The following is a 19,277-nucleotide window of genomic DNA, read 5'->3' on the forward strand; positions in this document are numbered from 1 at the left end:
CCCCCTGAACAGGGTTCATGCCCCTTTTCTCCCCCGCGACTTTCCCGCAAGGTAGCGACAGCGACATCATGCCACCGCGGAGGAGTCACCATGACCCAGGTCTTCAAGTTCGGCGGCGCCTCGGTCCGGGATGCCGAGGCCATCCGCCATCTGGGCCACCTGCTCGCCCGGTTCCCCGAGCGCCCGCTGGTCGTGGTGGTCTCGGCCATGGGCAAGACCACCAATGCCCTGGAGGCGCTGCTCGCGGCGGCCCGAAGCAATGCGCCGGCCGACTACCGCGACCGCCTCGAGGCCCTGCGCCGCGACCACCTGGCCACCGTCGAGGCGCTGTTCGGCGAGCGGGCCGAGCCCGTGGCGCGGCGGGTCGAGGCGCTCATCAATGAGCTCGACCGGCGCCACCGCGCCCATGCCGAGCGCGAGCGGCCCTTCCACTACGATCAGACGGTGTGCTTCGGCGAGCTGCTCTCCACCACCATCGTCGCCGCCTGGCTCGAGGACACGGGCCTGGCCAGCGAGTGGTGCGATGCCCGGGAGCTGATCGTCACCGATGGCGATCACCAGGCGGCGAGCGTGGACTGGGCGGCCACCGCCGAGCGGGTACGCAGCCTGGACCTCGCCGATGGCCGGCTGCGGGTCACCCAGGGCTTCATCGGCGCCACGCCCGAGGGCAATTCGACGACCCTGGGGCGCGAGGGCTCGGACTACTCCGCGGCGATCCTCGCCCACTGCCTGGGCGCCGAGGCGGTGACGATCTGGAAGGACGTGCCGGGGCTCTTCAACGCTGACCCGCGCCGCGTCGACAACGCGGTGCAGCTCGAAACGATCTCCTACCACGAGGCGATCGCGCTGGCCTGGCACGGCGCCACGGTGATCCACCCCAAGACCCTGGCCCCCCTGCAGCAGCGGGCTATTCCGCTGACCGTGCGCTCCTTCCAGGATCTCGAGGCGCCGGGCAGCACCATCGGCGAGGATGCGCGCCATGATGGCGAGGTGCCCGCCCTCATGCTCTGCGAGGAGCAGACGCTGCTGGAGATCCGCCCGCGGGACTTCGCCTTTATGGACGAGGCGTGCCAGCACGACATTCTCGGCCGGCTGGTGGCGGCCGGGCTGCATGCCGGCCTGATCGATGCCGGGGCCACACGCCTCTCGCTGTGCCTGGATAGCCATCCCGCCCGCCTCGAGCCGCTGGTCGCCTCGCTCGCCGACGACTATGCGGTGACGCGCCGGGACGGCCTGACCCTGGTCAACGTGCGCCATGGCGACGACGCCCTGCTCCGCGCCCTCGGCGAGGGGCGCGACTGCCTGGCCGAGCGGCGCAACACCGACACCGCCCAGCGGCTCTTCCCCGCTAGCCAGTGCCCGGCGACCTGGCACCTGCCCGACTGAGGCGCGTCCGTTACTCAGGCGGCGTCGCGCGCGGCCGCCTGCATGGCCAGGGCGGTGTCCAGCATGCGGTTGGAGAAGCCCCACTCGTTGTCGTACCAGGCCATCACCTTGACCAGCCGGCCGTTCACCCGGGTGTGGTTGGCATCGAAGGTCGAGGAGTGGGCGTCGTGGTTGAAGTCGATGGAGACCAGCGGCTGGGCGTTCACCGCCAGCACCGGGGAGGCCTCGGCGGCCCGAGCGACGATGGCGTTGATCTCCTCCCGGCTGGTGTCGCGGCTCGCGGTAAAGGTCAGGTCCACCAGCGAGACGTTGATCACCGGCACGCGCACCGCCAGGCCATCGAACTTGCCTTTGAGCGCCGGCAGCACCAGCCCCACCGCGGCCGCGGCACCGGTCTTGGTCGGGATCATCGAGTGCGTCGCGCTGCGGGCCCGGTAGGGGTCCTTGTGGTAGACGTCGGAGAGGTGCTGGTCGTTGGTATAGGCATGCACCGTGGTCATCAGGCCGTTCTCGATGCCCACCGCCTCATGGAGCGCCTGGGCAAGCGGCGCCAGGCAGTTAGTGGTGCAGGAGGCGTTGGAGACGACCTCGTGCTCGGCGGTGAGCACGTCCTCGTTGACGCCAAAGACCACGGTGGCGTCGGCATCCGGACTCGGCGCGGAGATCAGCACGCGCCGGGCGCCGGCCTCGAGGTGCCGGGCAGCATCCGCCCGATGGGTGAAGAGCCCCGTGCACTCCATCACCAGGTCGACCCCCAGAGCCTGCCAGGGCAGCGCGGCGGGGTCCTGCTCGGAGAGGATGGCAATCCGCTGGCCGTCCACGCTCAGGCTCTCCTCGTCGTGGTCGACGGCGAAGGGGAAGTGGCCATGCACGGTATCATGGCGCAGCAGGTGGGCGTTCAGGGCGGGATCGCCGAGGTCGTTGATGGCGACCACCTGCACCCGGTCGCGATAGCCGTTCTCGTACAGCGCCCGAAGCACGTTGCGGCCGATGCGGCCGAAGCCGTTGATGGCGATCTTGAGCGTCATGACAGGAGTCTCCTCAATCCGGTGCGTTCGCGGGTCTTGCTCCTCCGGGGTTAGAACGTCCCGGGGCGCGAAGGTTGTGTCCGGGGCCGACGGCCCTGCCCCGAGCAGGTCCTGCCCTCCAATGTGGACCAGGCGTCCCGAGGCCTCAAGGAATTTTAAGTAATTTTACAACACAACTTCCGGCACGCGCCCCGCTGCTTGGGAACCCCGCATCTCCGGATCGCTTGGCTTTCACACCCTCCGCCGCCCGATACACCGGCATGACGGGAGCGACGAGGCATCGTCAGTCACGCCGCCGAACGCCCAAAAAAGTAGTAAACTTACCTTAAAGTCGCTATCGTCAGCGAAGGAAACCCCTTCCGAGGAGCATCGAGATGTCACACCGACCGCCGCGCAACGTGACGCGCACCCTGCCGGCCAGCAAGCGCATCGCGCTGGTGGCCCATGACGGCAAGAAGGAGGAGCTGCTCGAGTGGGTGGCCCGCTGGGAGGCGACCCTGGCGGGGCACACCCTGGTCGGCACCGGCACCACGGCCGAGCGCATCTCGCGCCAGCTGGGGCTCGAAGTGGAGGGCCTGATGAGCGGGCCGCTGGGCGGCGACCAGCAGATCGGCGCGCGCATCGCCGAGCAGCGTCTCGACCTGCTGATTTTCTTCTGGGACCCCTTCGCGCCGCAGCCCCACGACCCCGACGTCAAGGCGCTGCTGCGCCTGGCGGCGCTGTGGAACGTCCCGGTGGCCTGCAACGCGGCGAGCGCCGACTTCATGGTCAGCTCCCCCTGGCTCGAGCAGGAGTACGCGATGACCATCCCCGATGCCGGGGCCTGGGTATCGTCGCGCACCGCCTGAGCCGCCGGGACGCGGCGCGTCACCCTCAGGCCCGCGCCGCCGCCCGTCGACCGGCCCGCTGCCCCAGCCAGGCCGCCGCCAGCCACAGCGGCACGCTCGCCAGCACGTAGCCGAGCGACAGCCAGGGATGGCCGGCCTGCAGCAGCCGCAGCGTCTCGAGGCCGAACAGCGAGAAGGTGGTGAAGCCTCCGCAGAAGCCGGCGACCAGGAAGGACTGCCAGCGCGCCACCCGGCCATGGACCCGGTGGGCGGCGAAGGCGGCGAAGGCGGCGATCAGCCAGGAACCGAGACCATTGATCGCCAGCGTGGCCCAGGGGAAGCGCGGCCCGGCGAGCGCCACCCCGACGAGGTAACGCAGCGCCGCCCCCAGGCCGCTGCCGAGCCCCACGGCGGCGTAGGCGCGCCAGGCGATCAAGAGAGCCCTCCCGTGAGCCAAGCGCCCGCCAGCAGGGCCGCGAAGCCCCCCACCAGGGTCGTGAGGACGTTGGCCACGGCGGCACCGCGCCGCCCCTGCTGGGCGAGGGTCAGGGTCTGCAGGCTGAAGGAGGAGACGGTGGTGTAGCCGCCCAGCAGGCCGATGGCCCCAAGCGACCACGCCGGCTCCGAGGCCGGCGGCCCCAGCGCACCGGCGAGCCCGCCCATCAGCAGGGCGCCGCTGAGGTTGACCGCGAGGGTGCCCCACGGCAGGCCGGTACCCAGGCAACGCGCCACGGCGTCGCCCAGCGCCAGGCGCGCCATGCCGCCCAGCCCCCCGCCGGCGGCCACCAGCCACAGCTCACTCCATCCCGCCGCCATCCCGCCTCCTTCGGCCGCTCCTCGGCCTCAGCTGCCTCTTACCTTCGCGGCCGTCAATACATGAGGACATTATGATACTCTGCTAACCATCGCGGCGCCTGCCGGCCAACCGCCGGCGCCGCGCCATGGTGGCCCCTGTTCGGCCGCGGCCGCAGGATATATGCAACGTCAACAACAAGGATACCCGATGAGCTCATCGCAGACGCTGGCCGGCACGGCCGTCACCCTCCTGCTCGGCGGCATGGCCCTGACGGCCCACGCCGCCCCCGCGCCCACGGTCGCCGATCCGGCGACGGTCGAGATCGCCAGTGGCTTCGACCATATCGGCGCCGAGGTGCACCGCCTCGATCTGGGCGACCGCCCGGTGTTCTACCTCGACGAGGGCGACCCCGAGGCGCGGCCGGTGGTGTTCATCGGCGGGCAGGGCACGAGCCTCGCGGCCTTCCAGCTCTCCGAGTTCAACCGCTCCCTGCGCCAGACCCTGGGCCTGCGCATGATCTCGGTCGAGCGCAACGGCTTCGGCGAGTCGCCCTTCGACCCCGAGCGCGGCTACCGCGACTACACCGACGAGATCCTCGGCGTGCTCGATCATCTGGGCGTCGAGGACTTTGCCATCGTGGCCATCTCGGGCGGCGGCGCCTATGCCGCCCAGCTCGCCACCACGGTGCCCGACCGCGTTCTGTCGCTGCACGCGGCGGCCGCCGTCTCCAGCACCCTGCCGACCCGCGAGGCGCCGGCGTGCGACACCTCCCTGGCGGAGATGAAGGAGACGCTGACCCAGTACACGCACCGCCCCAAGGCGTGGTGGGGCGTGCCGGGCTCCCCGGTGCTGAAGGTGCCGGGCTGGCAGACCGAGGCCTATGGCGATGCGACACGCTCGTTTTATGTGAACGGCCAGCTGGGCGATCCCACGGCGCTGGCGGCGGAATACCTGCGGCCCTGCAGCGACGACGAGGCGGTTGTGGACGCCGAGCGCATCACCGCCCCCACCTACCTCTACTGGGGCGAGGAGGACAGGACGGTGCCGGTGGAGGTGATGGCGCACTGGGAGGCGGCGCTGCCCAACGTCGTGCGCGCCACGGTCTATCCGGGGCAGGGCCATACGGTGCAGTACCGGCACTGGGACCAGGTGCTGACGGACCTGGCCGGGCTCGGCGACCACAGCGTCGTGTGCCGTGCCGGCGAGACCCTGCTGGTCCGCCGCGACGAACTCGACGCGGACGCCTTCCTGGGCAACTGCGCCTGGCAGGCGGCCGAGTAGGCGGCCACGCGCCAACTCCCACCCCACATAAAAAAGGCCACCCGTCGAGGGTGGCCAAGAGTATCGCATGCTTGCCTTGCAGGGGGGCGGCGACCCTTGGCCGCCGCGTTGAAGACAATATTGGCAGACAATTCTCGTGATGTACAATATTTGTACATAAAAATGGCTCACGGCCCTCGGGTCGTGATCGCCACGCCAAACCCGTACCATGCCGATTAGGTACCCGGGTACCACTCCCCTAACACCCCATCGCCACACGCCAAGAGACGGAGGTCACCGCGTGAACCCTAAGCGAGCCCTGACAGCCCTGGGCGTCTGGCTGCTGCTGGCCCTGGTGGCCATCGGCGGTCCGGCCCAGGCCCAGCAAGCCGACGCCGGCGGCGAGCCGCCGGCCTACTCCACCCTGGCCGACCTGCTCGAGAACGCCGAGAGCCGTCAACAGCTGATCGAGCAGTTACGCGGCCTGGCCGCCGACGCCCCGGGGGCCGAGGCGGCCAGCGCCGCGAGCGCCGCCGCCGAGGCGCCCTCCCTGCCGCGGCAGCTGGCCCAGGCCACCAGCCGCATCGCCGGGGAGGTCGGCACCGAGCTGGCCAGCGCGATGGAGGCGGTCAGCGGACTGCTCTCGGGCAGCGCCGAGGCGACCGCCGACGTCGACATGGCCGCCATCGGCGAGGCGGCCCTCAACCTGGGCCTGGTGATCCTGGCCACCGTCGTGCTGTTCCTGGTCATCCGCCGGCTGGCCAAACCGATCTTCACCCGCATCAGCCAGTGGTCGCTCACCGGCCAGGGGCTCAACCCGGTGCTGCGCCTGGTGCTCTGCGTGGCCCTGGCCGCGCTGATCGACGTGCTGGTGGTGGCGCTGGCCTACGTCGGCGGCAATCTGGTCGCCACCTTCGCGGTGGGCGAGACCGGCGAGCTCTCCACCCGGGCCTCGCTGTTCCTCAACGCCTTCCTGGTGATCGAGCTGCTCAAGGCGGGGGTGCGAATGCTGTTCTCGTCCCGCTATGAGGGGCTGCGCCTGCTACCGATCTCCGCCGGCGAAGCCTCCTACTGGAATCGCTGGATCGCCCGGCTCATCGGCCTGGTCGGCTACGGCCTGATGGTGGTAGTGCCGCTGATCAGCGCCTATATGGCCCCGGCCCTGGGGCAGAGCGTCGGCACCCTGATCATGATCGGCGCCTTCGTCTATGCGGTGGCGGTGGTGCTACGCAACCGCCTGCGGCTGCGTGACGCCCTGAACCACAAGGCCCAGCAGACCACCATGGCCGCCAGCCGGGTCTCGCTGCAGCTGTTCGCCCGCACCTGGCACCTGTTCGCCCTGGCCTACTTCGTGATGGTGCTGGTGCTGACCCTGACCCGTCCCGCTGACGCCCTGCCCTTCGTGCTCTTCGCCACCCTCAAGAGCCTGGCGACCGTGGTGGTCGGCATGCTGGTCTCGAACTTCCTGACCCAGACCATCGGCCGCCAGATCCGGCTCTCCGACGACCTGCGGCGCAAGCTGCCGCTGCTCGAGCCGCGCCTCAACAGCTACGTGCCCAACGCCCTGCGCGTCATCCGCGCGCTGATCCTGATCACCGTGATCATGGTCGTGCTGAGCGCCTGGGGCGCCTTCGACCTGTCCAGCTGGTATGTCTCCGAGGCCGGCCGTGAGCTGGTCGGCAAGATCGTCAGCGTGTTCGTGATCCTGGCGGTGGCCGCGGCGGCCTGGCTGGGGCTGGCCAGCCTGATCGAACACAAGCTCAACCCCGAGACCGGCGGCGGCGTGCCCTCGGCGCGGGCCCAGACCCTGCTGGCGCTGTTCCGCAACGCCCTGGCCATCGCCCTGGTCACCATGACGGCGATGATCGTGCTCTCCGAGATCGGCATCAACATCGGCCCGCTGATCGCCGGTGCCGGCGTGCTGGGCCTGGCCATCGGCTTCGGCGCCCAGAAGCTGGTTCAGGACATCATCACCGGGATCTTCATCCAGGTGGAGAACGCCATGAACACCGGCGACGTGGTCACGGTGGGCGGCATCACCGGCACGGCGGAGAAACTGAGCATCCGCTCGGTAGGCATCCGGGATCTCTCCGGCACCTACCACATCGTGCCCTTCTCCAGCGTCGACACCGTCTCCAACTACATGCGCGAGTTCGGCAACCACGTCGGCGAGTACGGCATCGCCTACCGCGAGAGCATCGACGAGGCCATCGAGCAGCTCAAGCTGGCCTTCGAAGACCTCAAGGCGAGCGAAGAGCACGGCCAGAAACTGCTGGAGCCGCTCACCGTGGCCGGCGTGGTGGCCCTCGCCGACAGCTCGGTGAACATCCGGGTGGTCATCAAGACCACGCCCGGCGACCAGTGGGCCGTGGGCCGCGCCTACAACCGCCTGGTCAAGCTGCGCTTCGATGAGGCCGGCATCGAGATCCCCTTCCCGCACACCACGCTGTACTTCGGCGAGGACAAGCAGGGCGGTTCACCGGCGGCCAACGTGCGGATGCTGAACGCCGCGTCGCGCGGGCGCCCCTCCGAGGCCGCCCACGGCGACGATACCCGCCACGGCGTCCAGGAGATCGCCGACGCCGACCATCGCCAGCCCAACGACAGCGAGGTCTAGCCGTGTAGACTCACCAGCAGGCGCCGGCGGGCGCCTGTTCGTCCCGACAGCGGGGTCGCCTTCGAGCGACCCCGCTGTCGTTTTATCGGGCGGCTGGGCGTCGCGGCGGGCGTGACCGCCGCCGCATGGCGCGACACTGCGCGCGAAGGCAGAGCCCCCTGGGCGGCAACGAACGATCATCGTGGCGTCTGAGGGAGGGGCGCAGCCGCGAGGACCGCGGCAGGCGGAAAGGCGGCTTCCCAGTCGACACCCGCACGGCACGACACCCGCACAGCGCATCGCGAGAACAGCACATAGCAAGAGGGGCTGCCCTTCGGCAGCCCCTCTTGTGGGTGGGTCACGTTTACTGCGGTCGCGAGGCGATCAGGACGCCGCCTTGGCCGTTTTCGCCGCCGAGTCGGGGGTCTCGGTGGGTTGCGGCAGCGAGGGCAGCGACTTGTCGAGCAGCTCGACGCTCTGGCGGTAGAAGAGCTGGCTCTTCTGATGCTCGCCCAGGTTGGCATAGAGCCGGGCCAGTTCCGCGCAGGCCACGCCGCTGGGCCGCTGGCGCTGGCTCGCCTCGAAGTACTCCTGGGCCTTGCCCCAGTAGGCGTTGCGCAGCGCCAGGCGCCCCAGGGTGAGCAGCAGGTCCGGGTCGTTGGGCCGCTCCTGCAGCCACTTCTCGGCCACCACCAGCTGTCGGCGGGCATCCACGTCGAGCAGGCCGTAGCGCAGCACCAGGCGGCTGTCCCAGTGCTCCTTGAGGGAGTGGCGCAGCAGGCGCTCGGCGATACCCTCCTGGTCACCCCGCACCAGCGCCTCGGCATAGAGCACGATCAGGTCGTTGTTGGTGCGCAGGTAGTCGGGCATGTCGGCCCAGAGGTTGCGCACCCGCTCGATGTCGCCGGGGTTGCGTGCCTCCTGGCCGATCAGCTCGCGGTAGGCGCGCAGCTCGAGCTGCTCGCGCTCCTCACGGGAGATCAGCTGCTGAGTCCCCAGCCGCGGCATCAGGCGGCGCAGGCCGTCCCAGTCGCTGACGCTCAAGTAGGCCTGCTTGAGCTGCTTGAGGACCTGGGGGTGGTTCGGCAGGTGGCGGTCCAGGCGGGTCAGGATCGCCAGCGCCTCCTCGTACTGCTGGCGATCCAGCATCAGCTGGGCCTGCATCATGCCCACCGCGGTATCGGCGCCCTCGGTGCTCAGGTGAGCCCGCTTGAGCAGGGTATCGGCCTGCTCGTAGCGCCCTTGGTAGTGGGCGGCCAGGGCCGCGGAGAGGTAGTTGACCAGCGGCGTGCTGGAGTCATCGGCGGCCTTGACCAGGGCCTTCTCGGCGCGCTTCCAGCGCCCCTCGGCGAGCGCCACCAGGCCGCGCACGGTGCGCTTCATGGCGGTGCGGTTGCGGGCCCGGCTGTTCCACACCTTGAAGCGGCTGACCGGCCGGGTCATGCGCATCAACAGGCGCAGGCCGAAGTGCAGCACGATGAACACCGCCAGCAGGATGACCAGGCCGAACCAGAAGGAGGTCTGGTAGGAGGTATCGCCCACCCGCACCAGCCAGTAGCCCGGCACCGACATCATCAGCTGGCCGAACAGCGCCCCGAGCGCGAGGCCCAGGACCACGATCAGGATCAGCTTTCTCATGCGTCATCTCCCTGGCCGCCCTCGGCCTGGTCGGCGGAGCGGCTCTCGAAGCGACGCTCGATGAAGCTCGCCAGCGCCTGCTGGGAGCCGCTGATATCGGGCAGCTCGGGGCGGATGCTGCGCTGCTTGAGCTCCTCGAGGCGCGCGATCACCGACTGCACGCTGGAAGCGTCCATGTCGTAGTAGCCACGGATCAGCGTCAGGGCCTTGTCGAGGCTGGCCTCATAGAGCGCCTGCTCCTCCTTGAGCAGCGCCAGCTGGGACTGCTCGAGCACCAGGCGCACGCTCTGGCGCAGGTAGGACTCCTGCTCCGGGGCGATCAGCGCCTCCAGCGCCTCGTCGTGCTTGCGCACGGTGACCAGGTCCTTGAGCTCGTTGCCGAAGCGCGACAGCTGCTGCTGCCAGCCGCCGGTGGGCGCCTCCTCGATGGTGGCGTCGGCGGTCATCTCCTCGATGTCCTGGGCCAGGGGCTGGCCGGCGATCAGCTCCTGCTGGGCGTTGAGCGCCAGGTAGAGGCCGGTGCGATCGACCGTCGGCACGGCCTCCAGGGCGGCGAGCTCGGAGGCGATCTCGCGACGCACCGGCACCAGGGCGGGGTTGTCGGCCTCGAGCAGGCGCGCGTCGGCGGTGCGCAGCAGGGCCGCGGCGCCCTCGACGTCGCGCTCCAGCAGCAGTCGCTGATTGGCCAGGCGCAGCAGGTAGGCGGCCTCGGCATGCAGCCAGTCGCGCTCGTCGGTGTCCTGCTCGCGGGAGAGCTCGTCGAGCACCTGGTCGAGGGTCTCGTCGACGCTGCCACGATAGTCGGCGAAGTCGCCGCGCAGGCTGGAGAGGGTCGATTCGAGGGCCGCGTCGCGCTCGCTCTCGGCGCTTTCCAGCCGCCCCGCCAGGTCGCCCAGGGCGGACTCGCTGGCGACGTCGGCAGGCAGCGCGGCGAGGCGCTGCTGCTGCGCCTCGAGCTTCTGCCAGGCCTGCCAGCCGAAGAAGCCCACGCCGATGGCCAGCAGGATCACCAGCACCAGCGCCACGGCGCCGGCCTTGCCGCCGCCCTTTCCGCCGTCGCTGGTGGCGGCACCGCCGGCCGGGGGCTTGCCCGCGTCGGAGGCCTTCGCCTTGTCGGCGGGCGCGCCCTGCGCCTTGGCCTTGCCGGTGCTGGCGCCGCCCGAGGCCGGCTTGTCGGCCGCGGCATTCTGCGTCTTGGTCTTGTCGGTGCCGGCAGCGCCCGAGGCCGGCTTATCGGCCGCGGCATTCTGCGTCTGGGTCTTGTCGGTGCCGGCAGCGCCGGTGGTGGGCTTGTCGGCGGAGGCGCTCGGCGCCTTCGTCTCGGTCGTGCCGCTCTGACCGCCCTGGCCGCTCGGCTGGTCGGCGCCAGCACTCGGCGCGCTGGACGGTGCGGTCGAATCGTCCGCGCCCGGCGCGGCGGCGCCCGATGCTGGCGCCTCCTGCTTCGCCTGTCCGGCCGGCGCCGATGCTCCGCCCTTGCCCCGGCGGCGCGAGCGGCGGGAGGCCGAACCGCCGCCCTTGTCGGCCTCGCCGCCTCCCTGACCGCCCGAGGTCGCCGATGCGCCCTGGGCCGCATCCGAAGGCGTCTGCTGTTCGTCCTGATCGTTTGGTTGCTTGCTCATCTGTCGCTAGCCCTTTTCGAGATCATCATGATCGACATCGGCCTCCTCAGGGGCGCTGCTCCCGGCGACCGCGGCCGCCAGGGCGGCAGGGGTGGCACCCGACGCCACCACGGGGAAACGAAACCCCAGCCTGCCGGCCAGTGTAGCCAACCGTGCGCTGGAAACGATTAGCGGTTGGTTCAAGGCGGCATCCGTACACCATCCTGCCAGATGTTCGAGGATTTCTCCGCTGCTGACCACCAGCGCTTGGTAATCGCCCTCGGCCAACCGCGCCTGCAGGGGCGCCGCGGGGTCGATCAGGCGACGCCGATAGACCGCCAGGCGGGTCACCCTGGCACCCCGCGCGGCCAGGGTATCGGCGAGCAGGGTGCGCCCGCCTTCGCCGGCTACCAGCAGCACGCGCTGCTCGTCGAGGGCCCGCAGCGAGGCGAGGCGCAGCAGGGCCTCGCTGGTGTCCTCGCCGCTGGCCGGTGACGGCACGTGCACGCGCACCCCCAGGTGGTGGTGCAAGGCGGCGGCGGTGGACGCTCCCACCGCATAGTAGTCGATACCGACCGGCAGCTGCGGCCAGTAGCGATCCAGCGCGTCCGCCAGGCACTCGGCGGCGAACGGGCTCACCACCACCAGCTTGTCGAACTGGTCGACGTCCAGCCAGGTGCTGCGCGCCGCCGGCGTCTCCGCCAGCGGCTCGAGGCGCATGACCTCCAGCCGCGCCACGGGCAGGCCGCGGGCCTCGATGGCCTCGGCCAGCGGGCCCGCGCGCTCGCCCGGACGGGAGATCAGAACCGGCCGGCTCGCCATCAACCGGCGCCGTAGACCTCGGCGAGGATATCGCCGGCGCCCTGGTCGAGCAGTTCCTCGGCCACGCGGATACCCAGCGCCTCCGGCTCGTGGATGGAGCCGCGGCCCTCGGCGCGCAGCACCCGGGTGCCCTCCGGGTTGCCCACCAGGGCGCGCAGCCAGAGGGTCTGACCGTCGTTCTCGAACACGGCATGGCCGCCGATCGGCACCTGGCAGCCTCCCTCCAGGCGAGTGTTCATGGCGCGCTCCGCCCGCACTCGGGTGGCGGTGTCCGCGTCGTCCAGCGGGGTCAGCAGCGCCAGCAGCTCCGGGTCGTGAAGGCGGCACTCGATGCCGAGCGCCCCCTGGCCGCAGGCCGGCAGGCAGACCTCGGGCGGCAGCTCCATGGCGATGCGCGCCTCGAGGCCCAGCCGCTTGAGGCCCGAGGTGGCCAGCAGGATGGCGTCGTACTCGCCGGCATCGAGCTTGCCCAGACGCGTCTGGACGTTGCCGCGCAGGTTGAGGACCTCGAGATCCGGGCGCGCCTCGCGCATCTGCAGGCCGCGACGCAGGCTGGAGGTGCCGATGCGTGCGCCCTGGGGCAGCTCGTCCAGCGAGGCGTAGTGGTTGGAGACGAAGGCGTCGGTGGGTTCGGCGCCCTCGAGGATCACCGAGAGCCCCAGGCTCTCGGGGAAGTGCATGGGCACGTCCTTCATGGAGTGCACGGCGATGTCGGCGCGACCGTCGAGCATCGCCTCCTCCAGCTCCTTCACGAACAGCCCCTTGCCGCCGACCTTGGCCAGCGGGGTGTCGAGGATCTTGTCGCCGCGAGTCGACATGGCCACCAGCTCGACCTGCAGGCCGGGGTGGGCGGCCATCAGACGGTCGCGGACATGCTCGGCTTGCCACATGGCCAGTTGACTCTTGCGGGTGGCGATACGCAGGGTATTGATGGCTTGCACGTGGTTCTCCCGTACCGGTTGGCCTGCCGATGGCGCACGATGCGCTGGCGCCCGGTGATGATGTGGATACGCCTCATCATAAAGCACCGCGCGAAACAGGAAAAATCGAGTCGCGCCGAGCGTGTGCCGCCCCTCGCCTGCCTCGTGGACTCTGGTACACTTTCCGCCATGTCAAGGCAGCGCCGCCCGGACGGCGCCCACCACCCCTATCGTCAAGCAGGATGCCCAGCCCGATGAGCCCGAGTCCTTCCACCCCCGGCACCAATCAGTCCTGGGGCGGCCGCTTCAGCGAGCCCACCGACGCCTTCGTCGAACGCTTCACCGCCTCGGTCGGCTTCGACCAGCGCCTCGCCCTCCACGACATTCAGGGCTCCGTCGCCCACGCCACCATGCTGGCACGGGTCGGCGTGCTGACCGACGAGGAGCGCGACGCCATCCTCCAGGGTCTCGACGAGATCCGCGGCGAGATCGAGCGCGGCGAGTTCGAGTGGTCGGTGGCCCTGGAAGACGTGCACATGAACATCGAGGCGCGGCTCACCGACAAGATCGGCATCACCGGCAAGAAGCTGCACACCGGCCGTTCGCGCAACGACCAGGTGGCCACCGACATCCGCCTCTTCCTGCGCGACGAGATCGACGTCGTCGCCGCCGAGCTTTCGCGCCTGCGCGAAGGGCTGATCGAGCTGGCCGACCGCGAGGCCGACACCATCATGCCCGGCTTCACACACCTGCAGACCGCCCAGCCGGTGACCTTCGGCCATCATCTGCTGGCCTGGCAGGAGATGCTGGCCCGCGACCACGAGCGCCTGCTCGACTGCCGCAAGCGGGTCAACGTGCTGCCGCTGGGCGCCGCGGCGCTGGCCGGCACCACCTACCCCATCGATCGCCACGTTACCGCCGAGCTGCTGGGCTTCGAGCGCCCCGCCGAGAACAGCCTCGACGCGGTCAGCGACCGGGACTTCGCCATCGAGTTCATCGCCTTCGCCAGCATCCTGCTGATGCACCTGTCGCGGATGAGCGAGGAGCTGGTGCTGTGGACCAGCGCCCAGTTCGACTTCATCGACCTGCCCGACCGCTTCTGCACCGGCTCCTCGATCATGCCGCAGAAGAAGAACCCCGACGTGCCGGAGCTGGTACGCGGCAAGACCGGTCGCGTCTATGGCCACCTGATGGGCCTGCTGACCCTGATGAAGTCCCAGCCGCTGGCCTACAACAAGGACAACCAGGAGGACAAGGAGCCGCTGTTCGACACCCTGGACACCGTCAAGGGCTGCCTGCGCGCCTTCGCCGACATGGCCCCGGCCATCGAGTCGAAGAAGGCCAGCATGGCCGAGGCCGCCCGCCGCGGCTTCTCCACCGCCACCGACCTGGCCGACTACCTGGTGCGCAAGGGCGTGGCCTTCCGCGACGCCCACGAGATCGTCGGCCAGTCCGTGGCCTTCGGCCTCAAGGAGGGCAAGGACCTCTCCGAGATGAGCCTCGAAGAGCTCCGCCAGTTCTCGGACACCATCGAGGCCGACGTCTTCGAGGTGCTGACCCTCGAGGGCTCGGTGGCGGCCCGTAACCACATCGGCGGCACCGCCCCGGACCAGGTGCGGGCCGCGGCGCAGCGCGCCCGCGATGCCCTGGCGAGCCTCGCCTGATGCGCTGGCTCCTTCCCGCCCTGGCGCTGGGCCTCGCGCTGGCCGGCTGCGGCCAGAAGGGCCCGCTCTACCTGCCAGGCGACGAGGCGGCCGCCGAACGCTACGACCCTGCCGGCGAGCAGGCGACGTCGGACGACGACGCCGCCCGGCAGGATGCTGACACCGCCCGCGACGACGAGAGCTAGCATGGATCACTTCGAATACCGCGACGGCGTCCTCTACGGCGAGGACGTGCCGCTCACCCGCATCGCCGACGAGTACGGCACGCCCTGCTACGTCTACTCCCGGGCGACCCTGGCGCGCCACTACCGCGCCTACGCCGAGGCCCTGGGCAGCCATCCGCACCTGATCTGCTACGCGGTGAAGGCCAATTCCAACCTGGCGGTGCTGGGCCTGCTGGCGAAGATGGGCGCCGGCTTCGACATCGTCTCCATCGGCGAGCTCGAGCGCGTGCTCGCCGCCGGCGGCGACCCGGCCAAGGTGGTCTTCTCCGGCGTCGCCAAGCAGGAGGCCGAGATGGCCCGCGCACTGGAGGCGGGCATCAAGTGCTTCAACGTGGAGTCGCGCCCCGAGCTCGAGCGCCTCAACGCGGTGGCGGGCCGGCTCGGCACGCGGGCGCCGGTCTCGCTGCGGGTCAATCCGGACGTCGACGCCGGCACCCACCCCTACATCTCCACGGGGCTCAAGGACAACAAGTTCGGCATCCCGGTGGACGAGGCGCTGGCCGCCTACCAGCTGGCGGCCGAGCTGCCCCACCTCAAGGTGGTCGGCCTGGACTGCCACATCGGCTCCCAGCTCACCGAGCTCGCGCCCTTCCTCGACGCCCTCGACCGCCTGCTGGTACTGCTCGAGCGGCTGCGCGAGCGCGGCATCGAGATCGAGCACCTCGACCTCGGCGGCGGGCTGGGCGTGCCCTACCAGCACGAGCACCCCCCGGCGCCCTTCGACTACGCCACCGCGCTGCTCGAGCGGCTGTCGACATGGCCGGGCAGCGAGCGGTTGACCCTGCTCTTCGAGCCGGGCCGCTCCATCGCTGCCAACGCCGGCGTGCTGCTGACCCGGGTCGAGTTCCTCAAGCCCGGCGAGACCAAGAACTTCGCCATCGTCGATGCCGGCATGAACGACCTGATCCGCCCGGCGCTCTATCAGGCCTGGCAGGCGATCCTGGCCGTGGATACCCGCCACCCCCGCGACACCGCCACCTATGACGTGGTCGGCCCGGTCTGCGAGACCGGCGACTTCCTGGGCAAGGATCGCGCGCTCGCCATCGCCGCCGACGACCTGCTCGCGGTGCGCTCCGCCGGGGCCTACGGCTTCGTGATGGCCTCGAACTACAACAGCCGCCCGCGCCCCGCCGAGGTGATGGTCGACGGCGACCGGACCCACCTGGTGCGTCGCCGCGAGCGCCTCGAGGACCTGTGGGCCGGCGAGGCGCTGCTGCCCGACGACGCGGGAGAGGCCCGCTGATGCTGCTGCACTTCACCAAGATGCACGGCCTCGGCAACGACTTCATGGTGGTCGACCTGGTCACCCAGCGGGCGCGCTTCACCGAGGAGGAGATCCGCCGCCTGGCCGATCGTCGCTTCGGTATCGGCTTCGACCAGCTGCTGGTGGTCGAGCCGCCCCGCGACCCGGAGATGGACTTCCGCTACCGGATCTATAACGCCGACGGCAGCGAGGTCGAGAACTGCGGCAACGGGGCGCGCTGCTTCGCGCGTTTCGTGCGCGACCAGCGCCTGACCCACAAGCACGAGGTCCACGTCGAGACCGCCGGCGGCCCGCTGACCCTGGTGGTCGAGGACGACGGCCGGGTGCGCGTCGACATGGGCACCCCGCGCTTCGCTCCCGAAGCGCTGCCCTTCGACGCCGCCGAGGACCGCGTCGTGCATGCCCTGGACGTGGGCGACGAGCGCCACGAGATCGGCGTGGTCTCCATGGGCAACCCCCACGCCGTGCTGCGGGTCGCGGACGTCGACACCGCCCCCGTCGAACGGCTGGGGCCGGCCATCGAGGCCCACCCGCGCTTCCCGAAGCGGGTCAACGCCGGCTTCATGCAGGTCGTCTCTGCCCATGAGATCCGTCTGCGCGTCTTTGAACGCGGCAGCGGCGAGACCCTGGCCTGCGGCACCGGCGCCTGCGCGGCGGTGGCCAGCGGCATCCGCCAGGGGCTGCTCGAGAGCCCCGTCACCGTCCACCTGCCCGGCGGCGACCTGTGCATCGAGTGGGCCGGCAACGCGGCCCCGCTGATCATGACCGGACCGGCCGAGCGCGTCTTCGACGGCCGCGTCGTGCTGAACTGAGTCGCCCTGCCACCCCAGGACCCTCGCCACCCCAGGAGAAGTGCCCATGACCCGTGCCGCCCCCGACCCGCGCAAGACCCTCGATCCCGATCGGGTGGCCGAGTGGCTGGCCCGTCACCCGGACTTCTTCGTCGGTCGCGAGGGGCTGCTGCAGCAGCTCAAGGTGCCCCACCCCGAGACCCGCGGCGCCACCTCGCTGCTCGAACGGCTGGTGCATGACCTGCGCGCCCGCGCCGAGCAGGCCGAATGGCGCCTGGAGCAGCTGCTGGAGTCGGCCCGCTTCAACGAGGGCCAGTATCGACGCACCCGGGAACTGGTCATCGCGCTGCTCGAGGCCGAGGACAACGACGCCCTGGGCCAGGCGCTGGCCACCCAGCTGAGTGAGCACTTCCACACCCCGGCGGTGGCGCTGTGGTGCCCGGCCAGCCTCACCGACGCCGAGCCCCGCCCGCCCCAGGCGCCCCGGCAGGTGCTCGACGACCATGCCGGCCAGCGCCTCGCGGCGCTGCTCGACGGTCGGCCCAGCCGCTGCACGCGGCTGACCCCCACCGACTGGAAGCGCCTGCTGCCCCATGTGCCGGCGCCCGGCAAGGCCGGCTCCTGCGCGGTGGCGCGGCTGACCCTGGGCGAGCCGCTGGGCTACCTGGTGCTGGCGAGCCCCGACCCGGACCACTTCCGCGCCAGCATGGACACCCTGTTCACCGACTACGTGGGCGAGGTGGTGGCGCGCCTGCTGGTGCGCATGGCGCCCGCCTCGTCGTGAGCACCGCGACGCTTGCGCCCGAGGTCGAGGCCTTCCTCGCCGGGCTGGCGCGCACCGCGAGCCCCGCCACGGCGGACGCCTACCGGCGCGACCTCGCGGCCCTGACGACCTTCCTCGCCGCCGAGGCCATCGACGACTGGGCCCGGCTCGATGCCGCCCTGCTGCGCCGCTTCCTCGGCGGCGAGCGCCTGCGCGGCCTGGCCCCGCGTAGCCTGGCCCGGCGCCGCGCCGCGATATCGCGCTTCGCCGCCTACCTGGTGGAGACGGGGCAGCTGGCCCACAACCCGGCCGCATTGGTGAAGGCCCCGCGCCAGCCGAGTCACCTGCCGCGTCCGCTGGACGTGGATCAGCTGGCGCGCTTCCTCGACACGCCCCACGACGGCTCGCCGCTGGCGCGTCGCGACCAGGCAGTGCTGGAGCTCTTCTATTCGAGCGGACTGCGACTGGCCGAACTGGCGGCGCTGGATCTCGGCGATCTCCAGCCGCAGCGGGTCAGGGTGCTCGGCAAGGGCGGCAAGCCCCGCCAGGTGCCCGTAGGCCGTCGGGCCCGCCAGGCGCTGGATGCCTGGCTCACCGTGCGCGGCCAGCTGGCCGCCGGCGATACACAGGCGCTGTTCGTGGGGGTGCGCGGGGGGCGGCTGGGGCATCGCGGCATCCAGCGGCGCCTCGCCGAGCTGGCCAAGGTGCGGGGGCTCGCCGAGCATCTCCATCCGCACCGGCTGCGCCACTCCTTCGCCAGCCACCTGCTGGAGTCGAGCCAGGACCTGCGCGCGGTGCAGGAGCTGCTGGGCCATGCGGATCTTGCCACCACCCAGGTCTATACCCGGCTCGACTGGCAACACCTGGCGGCGAGCTACGACGCCGCCCATCCGCGGGCGCGACGCCGCGGCAACGGCAGCGGAGAGCCCTCATGAGCCTGCGGGCGATCACCTTCGACCTGGACGACACCCTGTGGGACAACCGCGGGGTGATGGAGCGCACCGAGACCGGCCACTATGCCTGGCTCGACGAGGCCCTGACGGACTGGCTGGCGCGCCGCGGCGAGTCGCGCAGGCGCTTCGCCGAGCGCTACCCCCTGGCGGCCTATCAGGCCGCGCGCGGCCGGCTGGCCGAGCGCTTCCCGCCGCGGCGGGGCGACTTCAGCTGGCTGCGCGAGCGCGCCCTGGTGGAGCTGCTGGAGGCCTACGGGCTGCCGCGCAGCGCCGCCTGGCTGTGGGCCTCCGCCGCCATGGGGCGCTTCCATGCGCTGCGCCTGGACGTCGCGCCCCACCCCGAGGTGGAGCCGCTGCTCGAAGAGCTCGGCGATCGCTACCGGCTGGGGGCCATCACCAACGGCAACCTGGCGCTGCACCGTCTGGCGCTCTGTCGCCACTTCCGGGTGGCCATCGCCGCCGGCGAGATCCAGGCCCCCAAGCCGGACGCACGCCCCTTCCTGGCCGCCCTGGCGCGGCTCGAGACCGCGCCCTCGCGGGCGCTGCACGTGGGAGATTCCTGGCAGGAGGACGTACTGCCGGCGCTGCGCTTAGGGATGCGGGCGGTGTGGATCGCCCCGCAGGCGCCGGCGGGAGAGCTGCCGGCGGGCGTGCATCGGCTGGCGCATGTTCGCGAGCTGCCGGCCCTGCTGGCCGACCTGACCTAGTCGCCACCGTCATAGGCACCAGGTCAGAAAGGGAGGG

Annotated in this window: 17 protein-coding genes and 1 pseudogene; 11 read left to right on the forward strand and 7 right to left on the reverse strand. The window is 70.9% G+C overall.

Features of this window, described 5'->3' with window-relative positions; genetic code table 11:
• Window positions 1–90: 90 nt before the first annotated feature.
• The gene (locus ABE957_RS13015) at window positions 91–1,386 is read left to right on the forward strand and encodes an aspartate kinase (protein ID WP_349759112.1); all 1,296 of its coding nucleotides are present in this window, start codon (window positions 91–93) and stop codon (window positions 1,384–1,386) included.
• Window positions 1,387–1,400: 14 nt separating this feature from the next.
• Here the strand turns inward: ABE957_RS13015 and gap are convergent, their stop codons facing one another.
• A complete protein-coding gene (gap, locus tag ABE957_RS13020; protein WP_349759113.1) occupies window positions 1,401–2,414 on the reverse strand; it encodes a type I glyceraldehyde-3-phosphate dehydrogenase in 1,014 nt (337 codons plus the stop codon).
• Window positions 2,415–2,788: 374 nt separating this feature from the next.
• Here gap and ABE957_RS13025 point away from each other — a divergent pair, with 374 nt between their 5' ends.
• Entirely contained in the window at window positions 2,789–3,262 is a 474-nt protein-coding gene (locus ABE957_RS13025) for a methylglyoxal synthase (protein WP_349759114.1), read from the forward strand.
• 25 nt (window positions 3,263–3,287) lie between these two features.
• Here ABE957_RS13025 and ABE957_RS13030 read toward each other — a convergent pair whose 3' ends face one another.
• Window positions 3,288–3,677 (reverse strand): fluoride efflux transporter FluC, encoded by a 390-nt coding sequence (locus tag ABE957_RS13030; RefSeq protein WP_349759115.1) that lies wholly within the window; start codon window positions 3,675–3,677, stop codon window positions 3,288–3,290.
• Entirely contained in the window at window positions 3,674–4,057 is a 384-nt protein-coding gene (locus tag ABE957_RS13035) for a fluoride efflux transporter FluC (protein ID WP_349759116.1), read from the reverse strand. Before ABE957_RS13035 ends, ABE957_RS13030 begins: the two co-directional genes overlap by 4 nt.
• Before the next feature lie 187 nt (window positions 4,058–4,244).
• Here ABE957_RS13035 and ABE957_RS13040 point away from each other — a divergent pair, with 187 nt between their 5' ends.
• A complete protein-coding gene (locus ABE957_RS13040) occupies window positions 4,245–5,318 on the forward strand; it encodes an alpha/beta fold hydrolase (RefSeq protein WP_349759117.1) in 1,074 nt (357 codons plus the stop codon).
• A 280-nt stretch (window positions 5,319–5,598) separates the two neighbouring features.
• The gene (gene ybiO, locus ABE957_RS13045; RefSeq protein ID WP_349759118.1) at window positions 5,599–7,914 is read left to right on the forward strand and encodes a mechanosensitive channel protein; all 2,316 of its coding nucleotides are present in this window, start codon (window positions 5,599–5,601) and stop codon (window positions 7,912–7,914) included.
• 363 nt (window positions 7,915–8,277) lie between these two features.
• On the opposite strand, the gene ABE957_RS13050 is transcribed toward ybiO, so the two are convergent.
• The 4 genes from ABE957_RS13050 to hemC are packed head-to-tail and all read right to left on the reverse strand — an operon-like array spanning window position 8,278 to window position 12,895.
• A complete protein-coding gene (locus ABE957_RS13050; RefSeq protein WP_349759119.1) occupies window positions 8,278–9,531 on the reverse strand; it encodes a heme biosynthesis HemY N-terminal domain-containing protein in 1,254 nt (417 codons plus the stop codon).
• Window positions 9,528–11,153, reverse strand: a complete 1,626-nt coding sequence (locus tag ABE957_RS13055) for a uroporphyrinogen-III C-methyltransferase (RefSeq protein ID WP_349759120.1) — start codon at window positions 11,151–11,153, stop codon at window positions 9,528–9,530. Before ABE957_RS13055 ends, ABE957_RS13050 begins: the two co-directional genes overlap by 4 nt.
• A gap of 6 nt (window positions 11,154–11,159) precedes the next feature.
• Window positions 11,160–11,954, reverse strand: a complete 795-nt coding sequence (locus tag ABE957_RS13060; protein WP_349759121.1) for a uroporphyrinogen-III synthase — start codon at window positions 11,952–11,954, stop codon at window positions 11,160–11,162.
• Window positions 11,954–12,895: a hydroxymethylbilane synthase gene (hemC, locus tag ABE957_RS13065; RefSeq protein WP_349759122.1), complete on the reverse strand. Its 942-nt coding sequence runs from the start codon at window positions 12,893–12,895 to the stop codon at window positions 11,954–11,956. Before hemC ends, ABE957_RS13060 begins: the two co-directional genes overlap by 1 nt.
• Before the next feature lie 233 nt (window positions 12,896–13,128).
• On the opposite strand from hemC, the gene argH reads away from it, so the two are divergent.
• From argH to ABE957_RS13100, 7 genes and pseudogenes are all read left to right on the forward strand, one after another.
• The gene (gene argH / locus ABE957_RS13070) at window positions 13,129–14,538 is read left to right on the forward strand and encodes an argininosuccinate lyase (protein WP_349759123.1); all 1,410 of its coding nucleotides are present in this window, start codon (window positions 13,129–13,131) and stop codon (window positions 14,536–14,538) included.
• Window positions 14,538–14,657, forward strand: a pseudogene (lptM, locus tag ABE957_RS18165) (LPS translocon maturation chaperone LptM); the annotation flags it as partial. The gene argH and the pseudogene lptM, both read left to right, overlap by 1 nt.
• A 67-nt stretch (window positions 14,658–14,724) precedes the next feature.
• On the forward strand, window positions 14,725–16,005 hold the full coding sequence (gene lysA, locus ABE957_RS13080) for a diaminopimelate decarboxylase (RefSeq protein WP_349759125.1): 1,281 nt from the start codon (window positions 14,725–14,727) through the stop codon (window positions 16,003–16,005).
• Complete coding sequence (gene dapF, locus ABE957_RS13085) at window positions 16,005–16,838, forward strand: diaminopimelate epimerase (RefSeq protein WP_349759126.1); 834 nt, start codon at window positions 16,005–16,007, stop codon at window positions 16,836–16,838. Before lysA ends, dapF begins: the two co-directional genes overlap by 1 nt.
• Before the next feature lie 46 nt (window positions 16,839–16,884).
• On the forward strand, window positions 16,885–17,601 hold the full coding sequence (locus ABE957_RS13090) for a DUF484 family protein (RefSeq protein ID WP_349759127.1): 717 nt from the start codon (window positions 16,885–16,887) through the stop codon (window positions 17,599–17,601).
• Window positions 17,598–18,515, forward strand: a complete 918-nt coding sequence (locus ABE957_RS13095; protein WP_349759128.1) for a tyrosine recombinase XerC — start codon at window positions 17,598–17,600, stop codon at window positions 18,513–18,515. The genes ABE957_RS13090 and ABE957_RS13095 overlap by 4 nt, the downstream gene beginning before the upstream one ends.
• Window positions 18,512–19,240 (forward strand): HAD family hydrolase, encoded by a 729-nt coding sequence (locus tag ABE957_RS13100; protein WP_349759129.1) that lies wholly within the window; start codon window positions 18,512–18,514, stop codon window positions 19,238–19,240. The genes ABE957_RS13095 and ABE957_RS13100 overlap by 4 nt, the downstream gene beginning before the upstream one ends.
• The last annotated feature ends 37 nt before the right edge of the window (window positions 19,241–19,277 follow it).

Origin of the sequence: Halomonas pelophila, from assembly GCF_040196315.1 — a bacterium.
GTDB lineage: Bacteria > Pseudomonadota > Gammaproteobacteria > Pseudomonadales > Halomonadaceae > Halomonas > Halomonas pelophila.